This window comes from Pseudoalteromonas sp. S2755, from assembly GCF_005886535.1.
Lineage (GTDB): Bacteria > Pseudomonadota > Gammaproteobacteria > Enterobacterales > Alteromonadaceae > Pseudoalteromonas.
On sequence record NZ_PNDS01000159.1, the window covers coordinates 1 to 16,804 of the forward strand.

Genomic DNA, 16,804 nt, shown 5'->3' on the forward strand with positions numbered 1-16,804 from the left:
CCAGCTGAGCTATACTCGCGTTCCGTTTTGTACATAAAAACCATTTAGATTTGTTACATACAAATCCCGATATAAATGGTGCCCGGGGCCGGACTTGAACCGGCACGCTGTTACCAGCGAGGGATTTTAAATCCCTTGTGTCTACCAATTCCACCACCCGGGCATCGGGCTTGCTTTCGCATGTGGATATGTTGAGAAATGGAGGCGGAACCCGGAGTCGAACCGAGGTAGACGGATTTGCAATCCGCTGCATGGCCACTCTGCCATTCCGCCGCAAATTTGGAGCGAGTAACGAGGTTCGAACTCGTGACCTCGACCTTGGCAAGGTCGCGCTCTACCAGCTGAGCTATACTCGCGTTCCATTATTTAAATCCACTTATTTACTAAGTTTCTTTAAACTTTAACTTGCTAGGTGATGCTATCTAAATTTCATTTAGATGACATACTGCCCTCTCAACACGGACGCATTCTACAGAAGTTCTGGAACGCGTCAACATAAAAAATGAATGTTTTGAATCGTTTGCTCAAAATTTATCTAAACCGCTGGGTTTATAATCATTTCAAGTCAAGAATTAGTCAATTCTCCTTTTGCAGCATAGAGATACTGGATCATAGAAACTAATGTTAGCAATGTCGCGATAGCTAAAAGTGCGTAACTTAGCATTGTCATCCAATCTGATAATTGCCAAATCAAACCTATAATAGCTAACATCTGTGCAGCTGTTTTGAATTTGCCCAGCCAAGATACAGCAACACTTCCTCTTTTACCTTGTTCAGCCATCCATTCACGCAGCGCAGAAATAACTATTTCTCTACTAATAATGACAACAGCAGAAATAGTAATGAAATAATTATCATAGTGTGTAGCAAGTATCACTAAAGCAACACTGACCATCACCTTGTCGGCAACAGGATCTAAAAAAGCACCAAATGGTGTTGACTGTTCCAACTTACGCGCAAGATAGCCATCGAGGATATCGGTAACGGAAGCTAACCAGAAAATAAAAGCGGCGGCAAAAAACGCCCATGAATAAGGAAGATAAAAAACGACTGCAAACACGGGAATGAGTAGCAATCTAAATGTTGTGAGCGTATTTGGAATATTCCACATAACTACTTGGTATTGTCTTTTTTTCTATGTTCGCATGATTGCTTAAGCTTTGTCATGCAAATGATTAAATATCTTTTCAGCCATTTCAGGGCTGATCCCAGGAACTTGCTTTAATTGATGTATATTTGCAGATTTAACTCCCTGCATGCCTCCTAAAAACTTAAGTAGTGCTTGACGTCTTTTCTGACCTACGCCTTCAATCTCTTCAAGCACAGATTGCGTTCTTTGTTTTTGTCTTTTATTACGATGCCCAGCAATGGCAAAGCGATGTGATTCGTCGCGGATATGCTGGATAAGGTGTAATGCAGGTGAATCACTTTCGACATTCACAGTTTTACGACCACCATCGATTAGCAATGTTTCTAATCCTGGCTTTCGGCTTGTGCCTTTTGCAACCCCTATCAGTATCGGCATTTTATTGAGTTGCCAATCAGCGAAGAAAGATTCCGCCCTACCTAACTGCCCCTTACCACCATCAATAAAAATAATATCGGGTACTTTCGCTTCATCCGACATTTTGCCGTAGCGCTTATTTAATGCAAAATCCATCGCTGCGTAATCATCCCCAGGGGTGATCCCTGTGACGTTATATCTGCGATACTCTCTATTGTTTGGCCCTTGACCATCAAATACAACACACGATGCGACCGTGTTTTCTCCCATGGTATGACTGATATCAAAACACTCCATTCTTTGAATGTCTGAAAGCCCTAGCACTGCTTTTAGTTTGGCATATCGTTTGGTGATTGAGTCTTGTGCACTTTGTTTAACTTCAATACTGTTTTGTGCATTTTTATTTGCCAATGCAAGATATTGGGCTCGCTCCCCGCGAACATTAAATTTGAAATTAACTTTGCGCTTCGAAACTTGAGTCAGCGCGGCTTCTAATGCACTTCCCTCTTCTATTTCGAATGGCAATACAATTTCTTTAGCAATTCTAGCGTGGTTACCCGTTGAAATATAATATTGTCCAAGGAAAGAGGTTAGCACTTCATCTGCACCAGAATCTTTTGGTACTTTTGGAAAATGTGTTTTCGTCCCAAGTACCTTATGTTCCCTTATCATCAGTACATGGATGGCCACTAAACCGTTCTTCTGCTCATAACCGATGACATCAAGCTCTGCAAAGTTTCCTGCTATAGACTGCTGTTCTTGCATTTGCCTTAATAATGCAATTTGATCTCTGTGTTTTGCTGCTTTCTCAAAATCCAAAGACACACTGGCGCTTTCCATTCGTTTCACCAGCGCTGAGATAACGTCCTGTGAACGTCCCGTCAAAAACTGTCGAACCATGGCAACTTGTTCTTGGTATTCTTCATCGCTTACCTTGCCAACGCATGGTCCTGAACATCTTTTTAGCTGATACTGCAAACAAGGTCGGCTGCGTGCGCGGTAATACGCATCTTCACATTGCCTAACAGGGAAAATCTTCTGCATTAACCTCAAACTTTCCGATACTGCAGCACTACTAGGAAAAGGGCCAAAATATTCGCCTTTTTGTTTTCTACTACCACGATGAAATGCGAGTCTTGGATGCTGATGAGCACTCAGAAAAATATACGGATAACTTTTATCATCTCTTAAGAGAATGTTATATCGTGGTTGGTATTTCTTAATTAAGTTATTTTCTAAGAGCAGCGCTTCGGTTTCGGTATTCGTTAACGTGACTTCAATATGGTCAATATTACTGACCAATACCCGCGTTTTACTATCTGTGATATTTGTACGGAAGTAGCTAGAAACCCGTTTTTTGAGGTTTTTTGCTTTACCAACATAGATAACCTGGTCGTCCACATCGTACATGCGGTACACACCAGGTTCTGTTGTTAACGTCTTGAGGAAAGGTTTATAGTCAAATTCAGTCATTTAAAAAACTTAATGACTGCTATCTATATCGATCATTTTATGGCGAATAGCCAAGTGGGTTAATTCCACATCACCGCTCACATTGAGCTTCTCAAACATGCGATAGCGATAGCTATTTACCGTCTTAGAGCTTAAGTTCAAGCGATCTGCAATATTCTGTGCTTTCTCACCTTTAGTGATCATGAGCATGATCTGTAATTCTCTTTCCGATAGCGATTGAAAAGGGTTTTCGTCATTGCGGCCACTAAATTGCGCAAGTGCAATTTGCTGAGCAATTTCTGGCGCAATATAACGCTGGCCAGCATTAACCGCACGAATTGCATTGATCATTTCATCAGGGCCAGCTCCTTTTGTTAGGTAACCATGTGCACCAATTTGCATTACCTTGCTTGGGAAAGGATCTTCACAATGTACGGTAAGCACAATAACTTTTACATCTGGACAATAACGGCAAATCTTTTTGGTCGCTTCCAATCCACCAATACCGGGCATGTTCATGTCCATTAGCACAATGTCAGGCTCACTTTGGCGACAAAAGGTTACGGCTTCCTCACCGGTTTTGGCTTCTCCTACCACCTTAAAGCCACGCACATCATCTAAAATGCGTTTTATGCCAGTCCTGACAAGTTCATGATCATCAACTAAAAGCACATTAATCAATGGCACACCCTCTACATATATATTGGTAAAAGGAGCGAAGCAACCAACAGCCCCGCTTCCAGATGTTTGAGATTACCACATATTTTTTAAAAGCATAACGATAGAGACAAGAGAAAAATACAATTTTGATATGATTTAACTAAATAGTTAATTCATAAAAGAAGCTTTGATTATAATTTCACCGCTTTGTGATTTTTGTTTCAGCCGCTACAACATTTTAGTAATAGCGGCTCAAAGTAGGTTTATTTTTGTATGGCTCAGCTTTGCTTGGAAAATTTATCGACCCAAAGTGCAATCACACCGTCACCGGTTACATTACATGCCGTACCAAAACTATCTTGTGCCAAGTATAAAGCAATCATCAATGCCACTGCGCCCTCATTAAAACCGAGCATGCTAGTCAATAATCCAAGTGCAGACATAACTGCACCGCCCGGCGCACCAGGAGCCGCAATCATTACTACACCAAGCATAAAGATAAATGGCAACATTTCTGATAATGACGGTACCACCATGTCAGGAGAAAGCAACATCACAGCCATCGCGCAAGTCACTATGGTAATAGTCGACCCTGACAAATGGATCGTGGCACAAAGTGGTACGGTAAAATTAGCAACCTCTTCGTTCACATTATTAGATTTACTTGCACGAAGAGAAACTGGAATAGTTGCCGCGCTCGACATAGTACCAATAGCTGTAAAATATGCAGGTAGCATATTTTTGATTAATTCTAGTGGATTTCTACCAAGTAACAGACCGCTCGCCACAAACAAGGTGCTTAGCCATAACCAATGCATAATAATCGCGGCAAGCAATACCACGCCAAACGTACTTAGGGTGTCGAATACCGTACCTGCTACTGCCATTTCAGCAAAAACACCTGCAATGTAAAGTGGTAATACTGGAATAATGACTTTCGCAAGCAGTGCGTCTATCACATCTCTCGCTTCGTCAGTAACACCTTTTAGTTTAGTTAAACCGCACTGGCTCATTCCAATACCAAAGATAAATGCCGTTGCAAGTGCCGTCATCACTCCCATAAGCGGCGGGACCTCGATATTAATAAAGCTCTTAAGATGAGACTCTTCTACAGCCTGATAAGCAATGCCACCGTCAAAGAACGGAATGAAAGCATTAACTAATAAAAATGCCAACGTGCCTGCAATAATGGTTGACCCATAAGCAAAGCCGACAGTCTTACCAAGCAAGTGGCCCGATCCCTTTGGTAAGCCTGCTATACCCGAAGCAATAAAAAGCAGGATTATCAGAGGAATAGTAAAGCTGATAAGTTGCCCTATGATCACCTTGAAGGTGTATAAGAGCTCAACTAACACCGTTGGCAAGTACAAACCCACCAACATACCAACGACGATACCCGCCACTAGCTTCAATATAAGAGACATAGTTACTTCCTAGCCGATTTTCAAAGGCGTTGTTGTAACATGTTTTTGACCATATTTGCTATTAATTCGATGGAGATAAATCGATTTGTACAATTTATGTATACATATTCGCCACCTAACGTAAATAATTGCAACTTGACGAAAATAAATTGTTTCAGCTCATTGCTTATTATCTAATATTAACAAAAGTCCCTGTAAAATAATTAAATTCATGCTTAAAGCTGTAACCTACTCTTTTGTCGCGCTTGGTCTATCTAGTCAAGCATGGGCACTAGAGCCAAATAAAATCCCATTTATCGATAGTTCTGCAAAAATTGATGGTGTACTTGAAACCGCTATTTGGCAACGTGCATTAGAAATAGATATCAACAACATCACTTGGCCATATGAAAACCAGTCAAGTCCAGTACAAACTAAGGCCTACGTATATGAGAATGGTCACTCTTTGTTTATTGCTTTTGATGCTAAGGACCCTAATCCTGAGTTGATCCGCGCATTTTATCGTGACCGGGACCGCGCCTGGGAAGATGATCTTGTCGGCATTAAAATTGATTCATTTAACAACGCCCAAAGCGCTTATCAGTTTTTCATCAATCCACTAGGTGTACAACAAGACTCAATTGAAAACGAACTTACTAAAAGTGAGAACGGTTCTTGGAATGGGATCTGGGATAGTGTCGGAAAGATAAACAAAGACGGTTATGTTGTTGAAGTTGAAATCCCACTTCGTGTGTTAAATTTTAACGACTCCCTTGATAGCAAAACCATGGCTTTAGAGTTTCTACGTTTTTATCCAAGAAATGAAAGGTTGCGTATCTCCAGCATGCAATTACAACATGCAAATTCTTGCTGGATCTGTCAAATGCCAAAATATCAAGGGTTTGCTAAGGCTAAGCAAGGTAATAACTTTGCTGTCATTCCAACACTTGTCACCAATAGACAAGAATCTCGCGACATTAATGATGGTATCGCAGAGCCTTGGCAAGCCGACAATAATGTCGAGCCTGGTTTAGACGTAAAGTGGGCTATCACACCAGATACGACGCTAAACGCAACACTAAACCCCGATTTCTCACAAGTTGAAGCTGACACAGGACAATTAAGCGTTAACAATAGCTTTAGCCTATTCTTCCCTGAAAAACGGGCGTTCTTTTTAGATAATTCCGATTACTTTTCTTCTCACCTTAACCTTATTCATACTCGGAATATTTCGGCACCCGATTATGGCGTCAAGCTTACTGGTAATAAAAATGGTCACACTTTTGCGGGATTTATTGCCAACGATGAAAGACTCAATGTCGTAGTTCCCGGAAATTTGGGCTCAAGTGTTGTCTCATTAGAGAGAAAAAGCCAAAACATGGCGCTTAGATATCGTCATGACCTAAACAAAACCTTGTCTGTAGGCGTAACATCAACAACTAGGCAAAGCGACGACTACCGCAACCAAGTTGCGAGTATAGACGCCAAATACAAGCCAACTGATAACGATACTTTACAGGTACAGTTAATTGGCTCAGACACAAACTATGATAGCGCTTTTGCTGAAGCGTTATGTGATAGTACGCTCGCTGAGTGCGACCTAAACGAAAGTGTACTCAGAGTGATTGACGAAGATGACCGTGGTGCTGGCTATTACGTTAATTATGAGCACAATCGCAAGCATTGGAAAGCATTTACCAGCTATCAAGCTCGCGATGCAGCACTTAGAACCGATATGGGCTTTATCAATCAGGTCGACTTTAATAAATTTCTTTTCGGTGGTGAGTACCGTTGGTATGGCGATGACAACAACTGGTGGAACCGTGCACGTTGGTACGCCGACTGGGATATTTCCCACAACGAGCAAGACGAGTTATTAGAAAAAGAAGTGCAAACTAACTTTGCAGTTGACGGCCCATTGCAAAGCTTTCTTGATTTCGGTGTTGAACACAGAAAACGCACGGGACTGCGACATGATGAAACCCGTTTAGCAATTGACGGCAATACCGATCTATTTACCGAGAATTCACAGTGGACCTACATGGAATTTAAGCCAATGGCCGGCGTTTTCGCAGGCTTGAACTTAAGTAAAGGAAACCGCGTTGACCTTGCAAACAACCGTGTTGGTGATTTGTACTTCGCCCGTCCGGTTATTAACGTCAATCTTGGCAAACATTTTGAGGTTAGATTGCGCCATACATTCGAAAAAATGAAAGCGAATGGCGCGGAAGTTTATACCGCAAATCTGAGCGATATACGCCTGACTTACCAATTCAACATTAATAGCTATTTGAGATTGGCAATCATCAATACAGATATTTCGAGAAACCAGAGCAATTATAATGACGATGTTGACGCGACTTATAAAAGCATCAGCACCCAACTGCTCTATTCCTACAAACTAAACCCACAAACCGTTTTCTTTGCAGGCTATTCCGATCATGGTTATCAAGACGATGATTTATCAAAGATAACTAAAGACGAAAAGACGGTATTTATGAAGTTCAGTTATGCTTGGTTGATTTAAGTATCAACGTTTAAATAACTATTGGCTATAAGCAAATTTGATATATCTTATAGCCAATCTTTCCTTTCGTTTTGCGAAATGCACAGTAAAGTGATGGAATACAAGTAAACCTAGATTAGGGAACACAAATGACTAAAGTATATGCAGACAACAGTCTAACTATTGGTAATACACCGCTGGTTAAAATCAATCGCGTTTCTGGCGGCAACGTATACGCAAAAGTGGAAGCGCGTAACCCAAGCTTCAGCGTTAAATGCCGTATTGGTGCGTCTATGATCTGGGAAGCTGAAAAAGCGGGCCTTCTTAGCGAAGGTAAAGAACTTATTGAACCAACTTCAGGTAACACTGGTATTGCACTGGCTTTTGTTGCGGCCTCTCGTGGTTATAAGCTGACGCTTACTATGCCAAATACGATGAGCCTTGAGCGCCGTAAACTGCTAAAGGCACTTGGTGCAAATTTAGTACTAACCGAAGGCGCTAAGGGCATGAAAGGCGCAATTGAAAGAGCAAATGAAATCCAAGCAAGTAACCCCGAAAAGTACGTGTTACTGCAACAGTTTGAAAACCCAGCAAACCCGAAGATCCACTTTGAAACAACGGGTCCAGAAATTTATGATGCACTTGAGGGTAATATCGATTACTTCGTTGCAGGCGTTGGTACAGGTGGCACGATCACCGGTGTTTCACGCTATCTGAAAAATGAAAAAGGCCTAAATGTTAAGTCAATTGCTGTTGAGCCAGTTGACTCACCTGTTATCACGCAAACCCTTGCGGGCGACGAAGTAAAACCGGGTCCACACAAAATTCAAGGGATCGGTGCAGGGTTTATTCCGGGCAACCTAGATCTTGAGCTGATTGACGGCGTAGAGTTGGTCTCTAATGAAGATGCAATAGCAATGGCACATCAGCTGATGAAAGACGAAGGTATTTTAGTAGGTATTTCTTCAGGCGCAGCCCTAGTTGCCGCAAAGCGTATTGCCGAGCAACCTGAAAATGCTGATAAAAACATCGTGGTTATTTTGCCAAGCGCTGCAGAGCGTTACCTAACCAGCCCACTCTTTGCAGACACATTCTCTGAACAAGAATTAGTGCAGTAAGAGTAAAGCTTCACATTCTAGATTACCAAGAAGGGGGCATCACTGCCCCTTTGTTTTTTATATTATTCCTTTTAATTTCACCACCTTTCACTACACTTTATCTATTCGCTACGCTTTTTTGACTTAGATGATTGTAAAGACCTTATTACTCTTGCTTTTTCTCATGTTTAGTAGCTTCATCTATGGGGAGAATTTAAACGTTGCCTACTTTAAGGATGGTGAATTTCGCCTTGTTTCTGGGGAAAAATACCAAGGGGGTTATCTATACAATAAGAAAGGCAAAAATGCATTCATTCATGTCGTGACATTAGATTGGCCACCTTATATCGGTGCAAACCTCTGCAATAAAGGCTGGGCCTTCCAGTTTGTCGTCGCACTGCTCACCGACTTAGATTATCAAGTGTATGTTGAATTTTTGCCTTGGGCTCGAGCTGTAAGAGCAGCAGAAACGGGCAAAGCTGATATCTTATTCCCAGAGTATTACATTGAGGACTCAGCTCCTTCTGACAATCACAAGAATAAGACCCGCAGAGAGCTACTTGCTTTATCTAATGCCTTTCCTGGTGGTGAAATCGGCTTTTTGAAGCGAAGAGGTGAAGAAGACCGCTTTGATGGCAATCTAAACTCAGTTAAGAATGAGCTCATTGGTGTCGTGAGGGGTTATCAGAATACCCCTGAATTTGATGCTATGATGGATAATGGTGAATTTGTTACGGTAGAAGCCGTCAATGATTTACAGTTGGTGAAGTTACTCGTCGGTAAACGCGTAAATTTAGTAATAGGCGATCCAAAGGTGCTGCGCTTTACGGTCAATTATTCAGACTTACCTAGAGCCGAGAAAATTGAATTACTGAGAAACATAGAAAACGTAACACCACCTATAAAATATAACCACCTCTACTTTGCGCTTAGCAAGCAAAAACCACACTGGCGTGAATTGCTCAAAGATATCAATCGTAATCTCTACCAATTTGAAAACAGTGGTGAAACGCAAAGAATGATCGAAATGGTCAGTAACGAGTGTTATTAACTCCTATATAGAGCTTAACGCCTAAGCACCGCGCTTTGTTCAATGCCCCAGCTTAAACACACCGCATTTTTAGCAAAAATACGCTTAGGCAAATCGCTTTAGTTAATCCCTAAATATTTGTGCACTTGAACTGATAAGCGCCAATTTTTCGCTTTGCAATTGTCTATTGCAAGCTTAGTGGCTTTAGCTTTTTGGCTGATTGGCTGAAGATACACTAGCTTTGGTTCAACCCCAGTTTGTGCAAATAACGCTTCTAATTCCTCAATATGCTTTTGCATCGCAACGGGGTGCTTTATCTCATCGGCACGAGCCATCGCACTTGGAAGTACTTTGTAGCCTCCACGCATATTAACTTTTGGCGACACGGTAACCCAAGTTTCAGCTGGTGCAAGGATCTCAAAGGTGCCGCTGGTTTCAATTTGTGTGCTGTACCCTTTACGATGTAATAACTCGCATAACGGGCGAAGATCAAACATACAAGGTTCACCACCGGTGATCACCACATGTTTGGCCTGGTAGCCCCGCGCCTCGAAAATCGCCAAGATTTCGTCAGCGCTCGCGTTCGCCCACCACTCTGAGTCAGCCTTTTTTTCTACAGTGTTATCCAATGAAACAATAAAAGTGTCGTTGGTTTCCCAGGTTTGTTTGGTATCACACCAAGCACAACCAACTGGACAGCCCTGCAAACGTAAAAAGATTGAAGGCGTACCAGTGAAGCTTGCTTCACCCTGAATTGTTTCAAATATTTCGTTAACCTTGTACAAAATGGCCCCGTGTTTAAGATAAAGTTGTCGAAAAATACCGCGAGAAAATTGTCATTTCTCCAGCGGCCGTGTAGTATATCGCGCCCTGAAGTAAACCTCTATCAAAATCGAGGCAAATCACCTATGAGCGAAAAAGTTGTCGTCATCTATTCCGGCGGAATGGACTCTTACACTGTATTAAACAAGGCTGTCCGCGAGGGCCATGAGGTTTATGCACTGTCTTTTAACTATGGCCAGCGACATGTAAAAGAGTTACAAGTTGCCGCTGACGTATGTGCAAAACTCGGCGTTGCTCATAAGGTCGTTGATATTTCGGCTATCAATCAATTATTGTCAGGCTCTAGCCTAACAGATGACATCGACGTGCCAGAAGGCCACTATGAAGAAGAGAGCATGAAGAGCACGATTGTGCCTAACCGCAATATGATTCTGCTTTCTCTTGCGGTAGGTTACGCTGTCTCTTTAAAAGCAAATAAGGTCTTTTACGGTGCTCACTCTGGCGATCATGCAATTTATCCGGATTGCCGCCCAGAGTTCGTTAAAAAGATGGATGATGTTTGTCGCATTGCGAACTACGACGCCGTTAAAATTGTTAGTCCTTACCTTAACAACTCAAAAATTGATATCCTGACTGACGGTCTAAAAATGGGATTAGATTACGCTGACACTTGGACGTGTTACAACGGCCGCGAAAAAGCTTGCGGTAAGTGTGGAGCTTGCCAAGAGCGTCTCGAAGCGTTTGAGCTAAACCACGCAACAGATCCGCTCCCGTACGAATAACAGAATCAAAAAAGGCCTCTGTTGAGGCCTTTTTCATATGCTTTTCAAGCGCCTCACTTTACTGGAAGCGTCATACCTTCAAACAGCTTGTCGATATCATCTTGATTTCGCAGCAAACTTGCGCGCTCTACCACATCTTTTGTGAGGTGCGGTGCAAATCGCTCAATAAAGTCGTACATATAGCCTCTTAAGAAGCTTCCTTTTCTGAAACCGATTTTCGTTGTACTAGCTTCAAATAAGTGACTCGCATCGATACAAACTAAGTCACTATCAGACTTTTCATCAAGTGCCATTGATGCTAATACGCCAACACCGAGCCCTAATCTTACATAGGTTTTAATCACATCAGCATCTGTTGCTGTAAACACGATGTGTGGCTCCAAACCATGAGCATTAAATGCTTTATCCAGTTCTGAGCGGCCAGTAAAACCAAACACATAAGTGATCAACGGATATTTAGCGACGTCTTGCACCGTCAGTGCACTGCCTTTTTGTGCAAGAGGATGGTCTTTGGCGACCACAATACTGCGATTCCAGTGATAACAAGGTAACATAACCAGATCACTGTACAAGTGCAGCGCCTCGGTAGCGATAGCAAAGTCAGCATCACCTCGAGCGGCAGCATCAGAGATTTGCTGTGGCGTACCTTGGTGCATATGTAGAGAAACCGCCGGGTATTTTTTCATAAACCCCTGGATCACAGGAGGCAACGCGTAACGAGCTTGTGTATGCGTCGTTGCGATGTTCAGTTTACCTTGATCTGGTAAGGTATGTTCATTTGCAACCGCTTTGATCCCTTCCACTTTAGAGAGGATCTCACGAGCAATATTAATAATTTCATTACCCGCGCCCGTAACATGCGTTAAATGCTTACCGCTACGGCCAAAAATTTGTACCCCCAACTCATCTTCAAGCATACGCACTTGCTTTGAAATACCAGGTTGAGAGGTATATAAACTTTCCGCCGTCGCTGACACATTAAGGTTGTGATTCAACACTTCGACGATATATCTCAATTGTTGTAATTTCATATTGCTTTTATTCTTATGATCTCTTGATGTTGAGCATCAGCCCATAGCAAAACCGCTTTTTGTTAGCGAGTTTAGTGCAAAGCGATAAGTACCGCCTGATACGACCTTATGTAGGCTAGCACATTTGGTATAAATGAGGTAGCCAAGAGGTGCTAAATATCAGCATTTTCACAGACGCTCCGACAGTCATTTGGCCAAATAGCAGATACTTTGACACGCTTTAGCAAACCACCAAGTTAAACTTGGCGACTATCTTTTATTAAAACTAACCGCTCATTTAGGCATCGACTATACTAAAAAATAATGAATTCTTTATCTTTTTTACAGGTTATTGTCGTAAACCTGTTCAGAATAGTACGAATTCATGTAAGATTAAAAAATTACACTGGTGGTTACATGAAAGAGATTTCAGTATGTTTGTTTCTATTATAATAATGTTGATTGTTGCACTTATCGTCATAGCAGTTTGGGTAAGCGCGATCCAGCAACATAAAGAGAAACAAGAAGCAGAGAGACGCAAAGAACTTGCTAAGCAAAAACGCGTAATAGAAGAAGCGGAAGACGTCATCATGAATGGCAGCAATATTCCGATGTCTGAAGTCATGATCCGTATCATTCAGCGCCGCGTGCATGACGCTTTAGCTGCAATGGTGGAATTGTCTCCGACTTCAAGAGAGTTGAAAAGTCGTTTACACGAGTCGCAAGAGCGCTTAAATACGGCACCAGAAAAAACAGCAGACTCAGACTCGATAGCACTTCCTGATAACGACAAACAAATCATCGCATTAGTTCAGGGCATAAAGAAATTACGCCAACTGCTGCGCTCTGAGCATAGTAAAGGCAAAGTAGACACTCAACAGTTCGTTAATGAAGACCGTAGGCTCGAGCGATTTCAGCTTAAAATAAATGTAGAAAGCCAGATAAAACGGGGGCTTTCAGCGAGGACTGCAAATATGGTCGGTTCAGCAAGACAATACTTTGAAAAAGCTTACGCTACAATTTGTGCCGTCTCATACAATGATGACTATGTAAAAGAGAAAAAGGCACAACTGGAAAGTTATTTAGAAGAGATCAGTAGTGAACTTAGAGCGTCCAACGCATCAGCGGTGAAAAAGAAAGCAGAGCAAGAACAAGACGACTTGGATGTATTGTTTGCACCGAAGAAGAAGTGGTAGCACCACAATTTACATAAAAGGCTGGTCTTCCAGCCTTTCTTATTACAAATGAAGAAAACCCGTCAGCTTAACCGAAAGCAAACTTAACGATAAAGAGCACTGTCAGTACCCAAACGCTGATACTAATTTCATTTGCTTTACTACACGCTAATTTAACTGCCGTATAAGAAATAAAACCTAAAGCAATACCATGTGCGATCGAAAACGTAAGCGGTGTCATTAATAGCACAACACTGACCGGAATAGCATCGCTCATCTCATCCCAGTTAATCAACTTTAGGTTTTGCAGCATTAATACCGATACATACAGTATCGCGCCTGCCGTCGCATATGCAGGAACCATCTGTGCTAGCGGCGCAAAGAACATCATGAGTAAAAAGCAGATCCCCACGACCACAGCTGTCAATCCTGTGCGACCACCGACGGATACACCTGACACTGATTCAATGTATGAAGTTGTCGTTGAGGTACCGAGCACTGAGCCTGCAATCGTCGCTGTACTATCAGCTGACAGCGCCCTACCTAGTCTTGGCATACGGCCATGCTCGTCAGATAATCCTGCCTTCTGCGTCACCGCAACCAATGTGCCACTGGTATCAAATAAATCGACAAATAAAAATGCAAACACCACACTGAGCATAGAAAGCTCAAAAATTCCGCTCAAATCCAACTGCATATAGGTCGGCGCGATGCTTGGGGGCACATCAACAACCCCGTGATAATCTACAAGCCCCAATCCCCACGCAATACCCGTTACCATTAAAATGCTGATAAGCACACCACTTTTGACTTCACGGTACATGAGCGCCGCAATCACAAAAAAGCTCGCAATGGCCAATAATGGGCCGGGAGAAGTGATATCACCAAGCTGTACTAATGTGGCATCGCTTGCCACCACTATTTTCGCATTTTTTAGCGCAATTAACGCTAAGAACGCGCCTATACCTGCCGCGATCGCACGCTTTAGAACGATAGGTATAGCTTGGATCACCCACTCGCGAACCTTGAATACGCTCAAAAATAGAAATAAACAGCCCGACATAAATACCGCGCCTAATGCACTTTGCCATGTATAGCCCATGCCAAGCACAACACCATAGGTAAAAAAGGCGTTTAAGCCCATTCCAGGCGCAAGCGCTAACGGATAGTTTGCCCATAGCCCCATAATAAAACAGCCGATTGCGGCTGCGATACAAGTTGCTACAAAAGCAGCGCCGTGATCCATACCAGCTTCTGCTAGCATTGCAGGGTTTACAAAAACGATGTAAACCATAGTAACGAATGTCGTCAAGCCAGCAATCACCTCAGTTCTTACATTGGTGTGCATAGCTTGCAGTGAAAATAACCGCTCGAGCATAACTAAAATTACAAATTTGAGGAACAAGTGGTTGGATTTTAACACGAATCACTTTAAAACTCGGACAAAATAGTTAAAATTCAGCTACACTCTGCTTATCAACATTATTGCGAATAAAGATATGGATCAAAATAGCACCGACAACTCAGCAAACCATGACTTAGAACAGCAGCTGCTGAATGTGCTTGAATTTGTAACGTCGCCATTAAAAGCAGACGCAAAATTCCCAGATCTTCACGACAATACCCAAGCTTTGAAAAAAGGCCTCTATTACCTAAAAGAAAAATCTTTTCCGCTCGCGGCAAAATGGCTAAGGCTGGCGGCGATGTCTGGTGATTTAAAGGCACAGTTTTTTTTAGGTTTGTTGTTTATGAAAGGTCAAGGAGTGCCACCCAGCCCCTTTCATGCAGCCGCTTGGTTAAGCTTGGCCAGCAGCCAAGGGCACAAAGGTGCCGAACAAGTACTACTTGATGTCCGCCGCTTTCTTACAACTAAGCGCTTTAGAGATGCACAATGCTATGCTGCAACACTTTACGAGCAAATTCATCAACTACAGCATATTAGCCAGTAAATTAAATTTTACTCATCAAAAAATGTAGGCTAGGCGTAGCCAAGCCTCTCTTAAGTAAACTTACGCTTACCCTCTGCAACGATCACCATAGTACAGTAGGAAAACTACTGTATAGCAGCTGAGGAAACTTCCTATTGCTTTATTCATATTGAACTTTCATCAATTAAGCTCTCATTTCAAAAAATCACAACCATTTGTTTTATATTGAAAATTTAAACTAAATAAAAATTAAGCTTGAATATTGATTAAAAAGCTAGCAATTTCCCTTGCATTCACACACTGTATAAACTACTGTATACACATACTGTATAGATAACCAGTGAGACAATTATGTTACACAGCAATACACTTCTACAGCCAAATAATTCGACTTATTACACACTTAACGAAATCAATAATGTTATCGTTGAAGATGAGATCGTCGCTAGCTTAGAGTTACTTAAAGTTTTACATAAATGTCAGCATAAACAAGGCTGGACGCTACTCGTTGCGCCCGATAATGTACCAAACAAGTCACTGCTAGAAAGTACCTCAGTTGATGCAAGCAAGTTGCTCGTCATTAGGCAAAAGCACATATACGACCTTGAGTATGTACTTAAAAGTGCTATCAGCAATGGTAATTTCGCTGCTGTGGTGATTTGGACTGATATTGCATCAGTGCAAACTATCAACAAAATGGAACTGCCGGTATCTGACGTTGCGATACACTGTTTTCAAAGCGCTTAACAAGCTACAATAACAGGATATAAATTTGTTAAAACTGAAGTTTTTATGTCTTGTTATTGCAATTCATCCCTTCCCTATTCGCAATGTTGTGAGCCGTACCTTAAGGGACAAAAATTCGCAGAGCGTCCACAAATACTCATGCGCTCTCGCTATACTGCATACTGCTTAAAAGATGCAAAGTATATTCATGACACCTATGCCCAGGCTAAACAAGCACAAAACAATATCGACGATATTGCTGCATTTGCTAATTATGCACACTTTATAAAATTGGAAGTGCTAGAAGAATTAGCAGAAGCTGCTCAGGGGATCGTTGAGTTTAAGGCGCACTATATTGCAGAAAACACTCACTATATACTCCATGAACGGTCAAATTTTATCACCGAAGCAGGCAGATGGTATTACTTAGATGGCGAATTGTATGATACGCCTACAACCAAGGTAGGCAGAAATGACCTCTGCCCGTGCGGCAGTGATAAAAAGTATAAAAAGTGCCACGGTAGCTAAAATAGTCTGAATTAGAGATTAGATACAAAACAATAAAAAAGGCTTGAAACGAGCTAAGGATGATTAAAGGCCGTTTAGCTTATACCAGTTGTATTAAGTAAATGATCTATCTTGAAGCGGGGAAATAGCTTTAGTAGCACCGCTCTCGCGTCCTGCTACCGCTAAGGTACCTATCTCCATATAGGCAAGGCAAAAATTTTGCTATTTAGGTGTTCTAATT

Annotated in this window: 15 protein-coding genes and 3 tRNA genes; 8 read left to right on the forward strand and 10 right to left on the reverse strand. The window is 41.9% G+C overall.

Annotated features, from left to right (window positions below; translation table 11 throughout):
* Positions 1–76: 76 nt before the first annotated feature.
* The 7 genes from CWC03_RS21315 to CWC03_RS21345 form a co-directional block, all read right to left on the reverse strand.
* Positions 77–163, reverse strand: a tRNA-Leu gene (locus CWC03_RS21315).
* Between the two features lie 36 nt (positions 164–199).
* Positions 200–273, reverse strand: a tRNA-Cys gene (locus CWC03_RS21320).
* Between the two features lie 7 nt (positions 274–280).
* Positions 281–356, reverse strand: a tRNA-Gly gene (locus CWC03_RS21325).
* 209 nt (positions 357–565) lie between these two features.
* Positions 566–1,111: a CDP-diacylglycerol--glycerol-3-phosphate 3-phosphatidyltransferase gene (gene pgsA, locus CWC03_RS21330; protein ID WP_010375584.1), complete on the reverse strand. Its 546-nt coding sequence runs from the start codon at positions 1,109–1,111 to the stop codon at positions 566–568.
* A gap of 42 nt (positions 1,112–1,153) precedes the next feature.
* The gene (gene uvrC / locus CWC03_RS21335; RefSeq protein WP_138583573.1) at positions 1,154–2,977 is read right to left on the reverse strand and encodes an excinuclease ABC subunit UvrC; all 1,824 of its coding nucleotides are present in this window, start codon (positions 2,975–2,977) and stop codon (positions 1,154–1,156) included.
* A 9-nt stretch (positions 2,978–2,986) separates the two neighbouring features.
* On the reverse strand, positions 2,987–3,637 hold the full coding sequence (gene uvrY, locus CWC03_RS21340; RefSeq protein WP_010606537.1) for a UvrY/SirA/GacA family response regulator transcription factor: 651 nt from the start codon (positions 3,635–3,637) through the stop codon (positions 2,987–2,989).
* 257 nt (positions 3,638–3,894) lie between these two features.
* The gene (locus CWC03_RS21345; protein WP_138583574.1) at positions 3,895–5,040 is read right to left on the reverse strand and encodes a dicarboxylate/amino acid:cation symporter; all 1,146 of its coding nucleotides are present in this window, start codon (positions 5,038–5,040) and stop codon (positions 3,895–3,897) included.
* 211 nt (positions 5,041–5,251) lie between these two features.
* On the opposite strand from CWC03_RS21345, the gene CWC03_RS21350 reads away from it, so the two are divergent.
* From CWC03_RS21350 to CWC03_RS21360, 3 genes are all read left to right on the forward strand, one after another.
* Entirely contained in the window at positions 5,252–7,546 is a 2,295-nt protein-coding gene (locus CWC03_RS21350; RefSeq protein WP_138583575.1) for a carbohydrate binding family 9 domain-containing protein, read from the forward strand.
* A 128-nt stretch (positions 7,547–7,674) separates the two neighbouring features.
* Complete coding sequence (gene cysK / locus CWC03_RS21355) at positions 7,675–8,643, forward strand: cysteine synthase A (RefSeq protein ID WP_138583576.1); 969 nt, start codon at positions 7,675–7,677, stop codon at positions 8,641–8,643.
* Positions 8,644–8,806: 163 nt separating this feature from the next.
* Positions 8,807–9,673, forward strand: coding sequence for a substrate-binding periplasmic protein (locus CWC03_RS21360; protein WP_138583577.1), 867 nt, complete (start codon positions 8,807–8,809; stop codon positions 9,671–9,673).
* 98 nt (positions 9,674–9,771) lie between these two features.
* Here the strand turns inward: CWC03_RS21360 and queE are convergent, their stop codons facing one another.
* Complete coding sequence (gene queE / locus CWC03_RS21365) at positions 9,772–10,437, reverse strand: 7-carboxy-7-deazaguanine synthase QueE (RefSeq protein ID WP_138583578.1); 666 nt, start codon at positions 10,435–10,437, stop codon at positions 9,772–9,774.
* Positions 10,438–10,560: 123 nt separating this feature from the next.
* Here queE and queC point away from each other — a divergent pair, with 123 nt between their 5' ends.
* Complete coding sequence (queC, locus tag CWC03_RS21370) at positions 10,561–11,217, forward strand: 7-cyano-7-deazaguanine synthase QueC (RefSeq protein WP_138583579.1); 657 nt, start codon at positions 10,561–10,563, stop codon at positions 11,215–11,217.
* 53 nt (positions 11,218–11,270) lie between these two features.
* On the opposite strand, the gene cysB is transcribed toward queC, so the two are convergent.
* On the reverse strand, positions 11,271–12,248 hold the full coding sequence (gene cysB / locus CWC03_RS21375) for an HTH-type transcriptional regulator CysB (protein WP_010375565.1): 978 nt from the start codon (positions 12,246–12,248) through the stop codon (positions 11,271–11,273).
* Between the two features lie 413 nt (positions 12,249–12,661).
* On the opposite strand from cysB, the gene CWC03_RS21380 reads away from it, so the two are divergent.
* A complete protein-coding gene (locus CWC03_RS21380) occupies positions 12,662–13,423 on the forward strand; it encodes a hypothetical protein (protein WP_138583580.1) in 762 nt (253 codons plus the stop codon).
* 67 nt (positions 13,424–13,490) lie between these two features.
* Here CWC03_RS21380 and CWC03_RS21385 read toward each other — a convergent pair whose 3' ends face one another.
* Complete coding sequence (locus CWC03_RS21385; RefSeq protein ID WP_138583581.1) at positions 13,491–14,780, reverse strand: NCS2 family permease; 1,290 nt, start codon at positions 14,778–14,780, stop codon at positions 13,491–13,493.
* A 121-nt stretch (positions 14,781–14,901) separates the two neighbouring features.
* Between CWC03_RS21385 and CWC03_RS21390 the strand changes: the two genes are divergently transcribed.
* The 3 genes from CWC03_RS21390 to CWC03_RS21400 all read left to right on the forward strand — a co-directional run bounded on the left by CWC03_RS21390 (position 14,902) and on the right by CWC03_RS21400 (position 16,584).
* The gene (locus CWC03_RS21390; protein WP_010375560.1) at positions 14,902–15,351 is read left to right on the forward strand and encodes a tetratricopeptide repeat protein; all 450 of its coding nucleotides are present in this window, start codon (positions 14,902–14,904) and stop codon (positions 15,349–15,351) included.
* A 330-nt stretch (positions 15,352–15,681) separates the two neighbouring features.
* Positions 15,682–16,077, forward strand: coding sequence for a hypothetical protein (locus CWC03_RS21395; protein ID WP_138583582.1), 396 nt, complete (start codon positions 15,682–15,684; stop codon positions 16,075–16,077).
* A 45-nt stretch (positions 16,078–16,122) separates the two neighbouring features.
* Complete coding sequence (locus CWC03_RS21400; protein ID WP_138583583.1) at positions 16,123–16,584, forward strand: YchJ family protein; 462 nt, start codon at positions 16,123–16,125, stop codon at positions 16,582–16,584.
* Positions 16,585–16,804 lie beyond the last annotated feature (220 nt).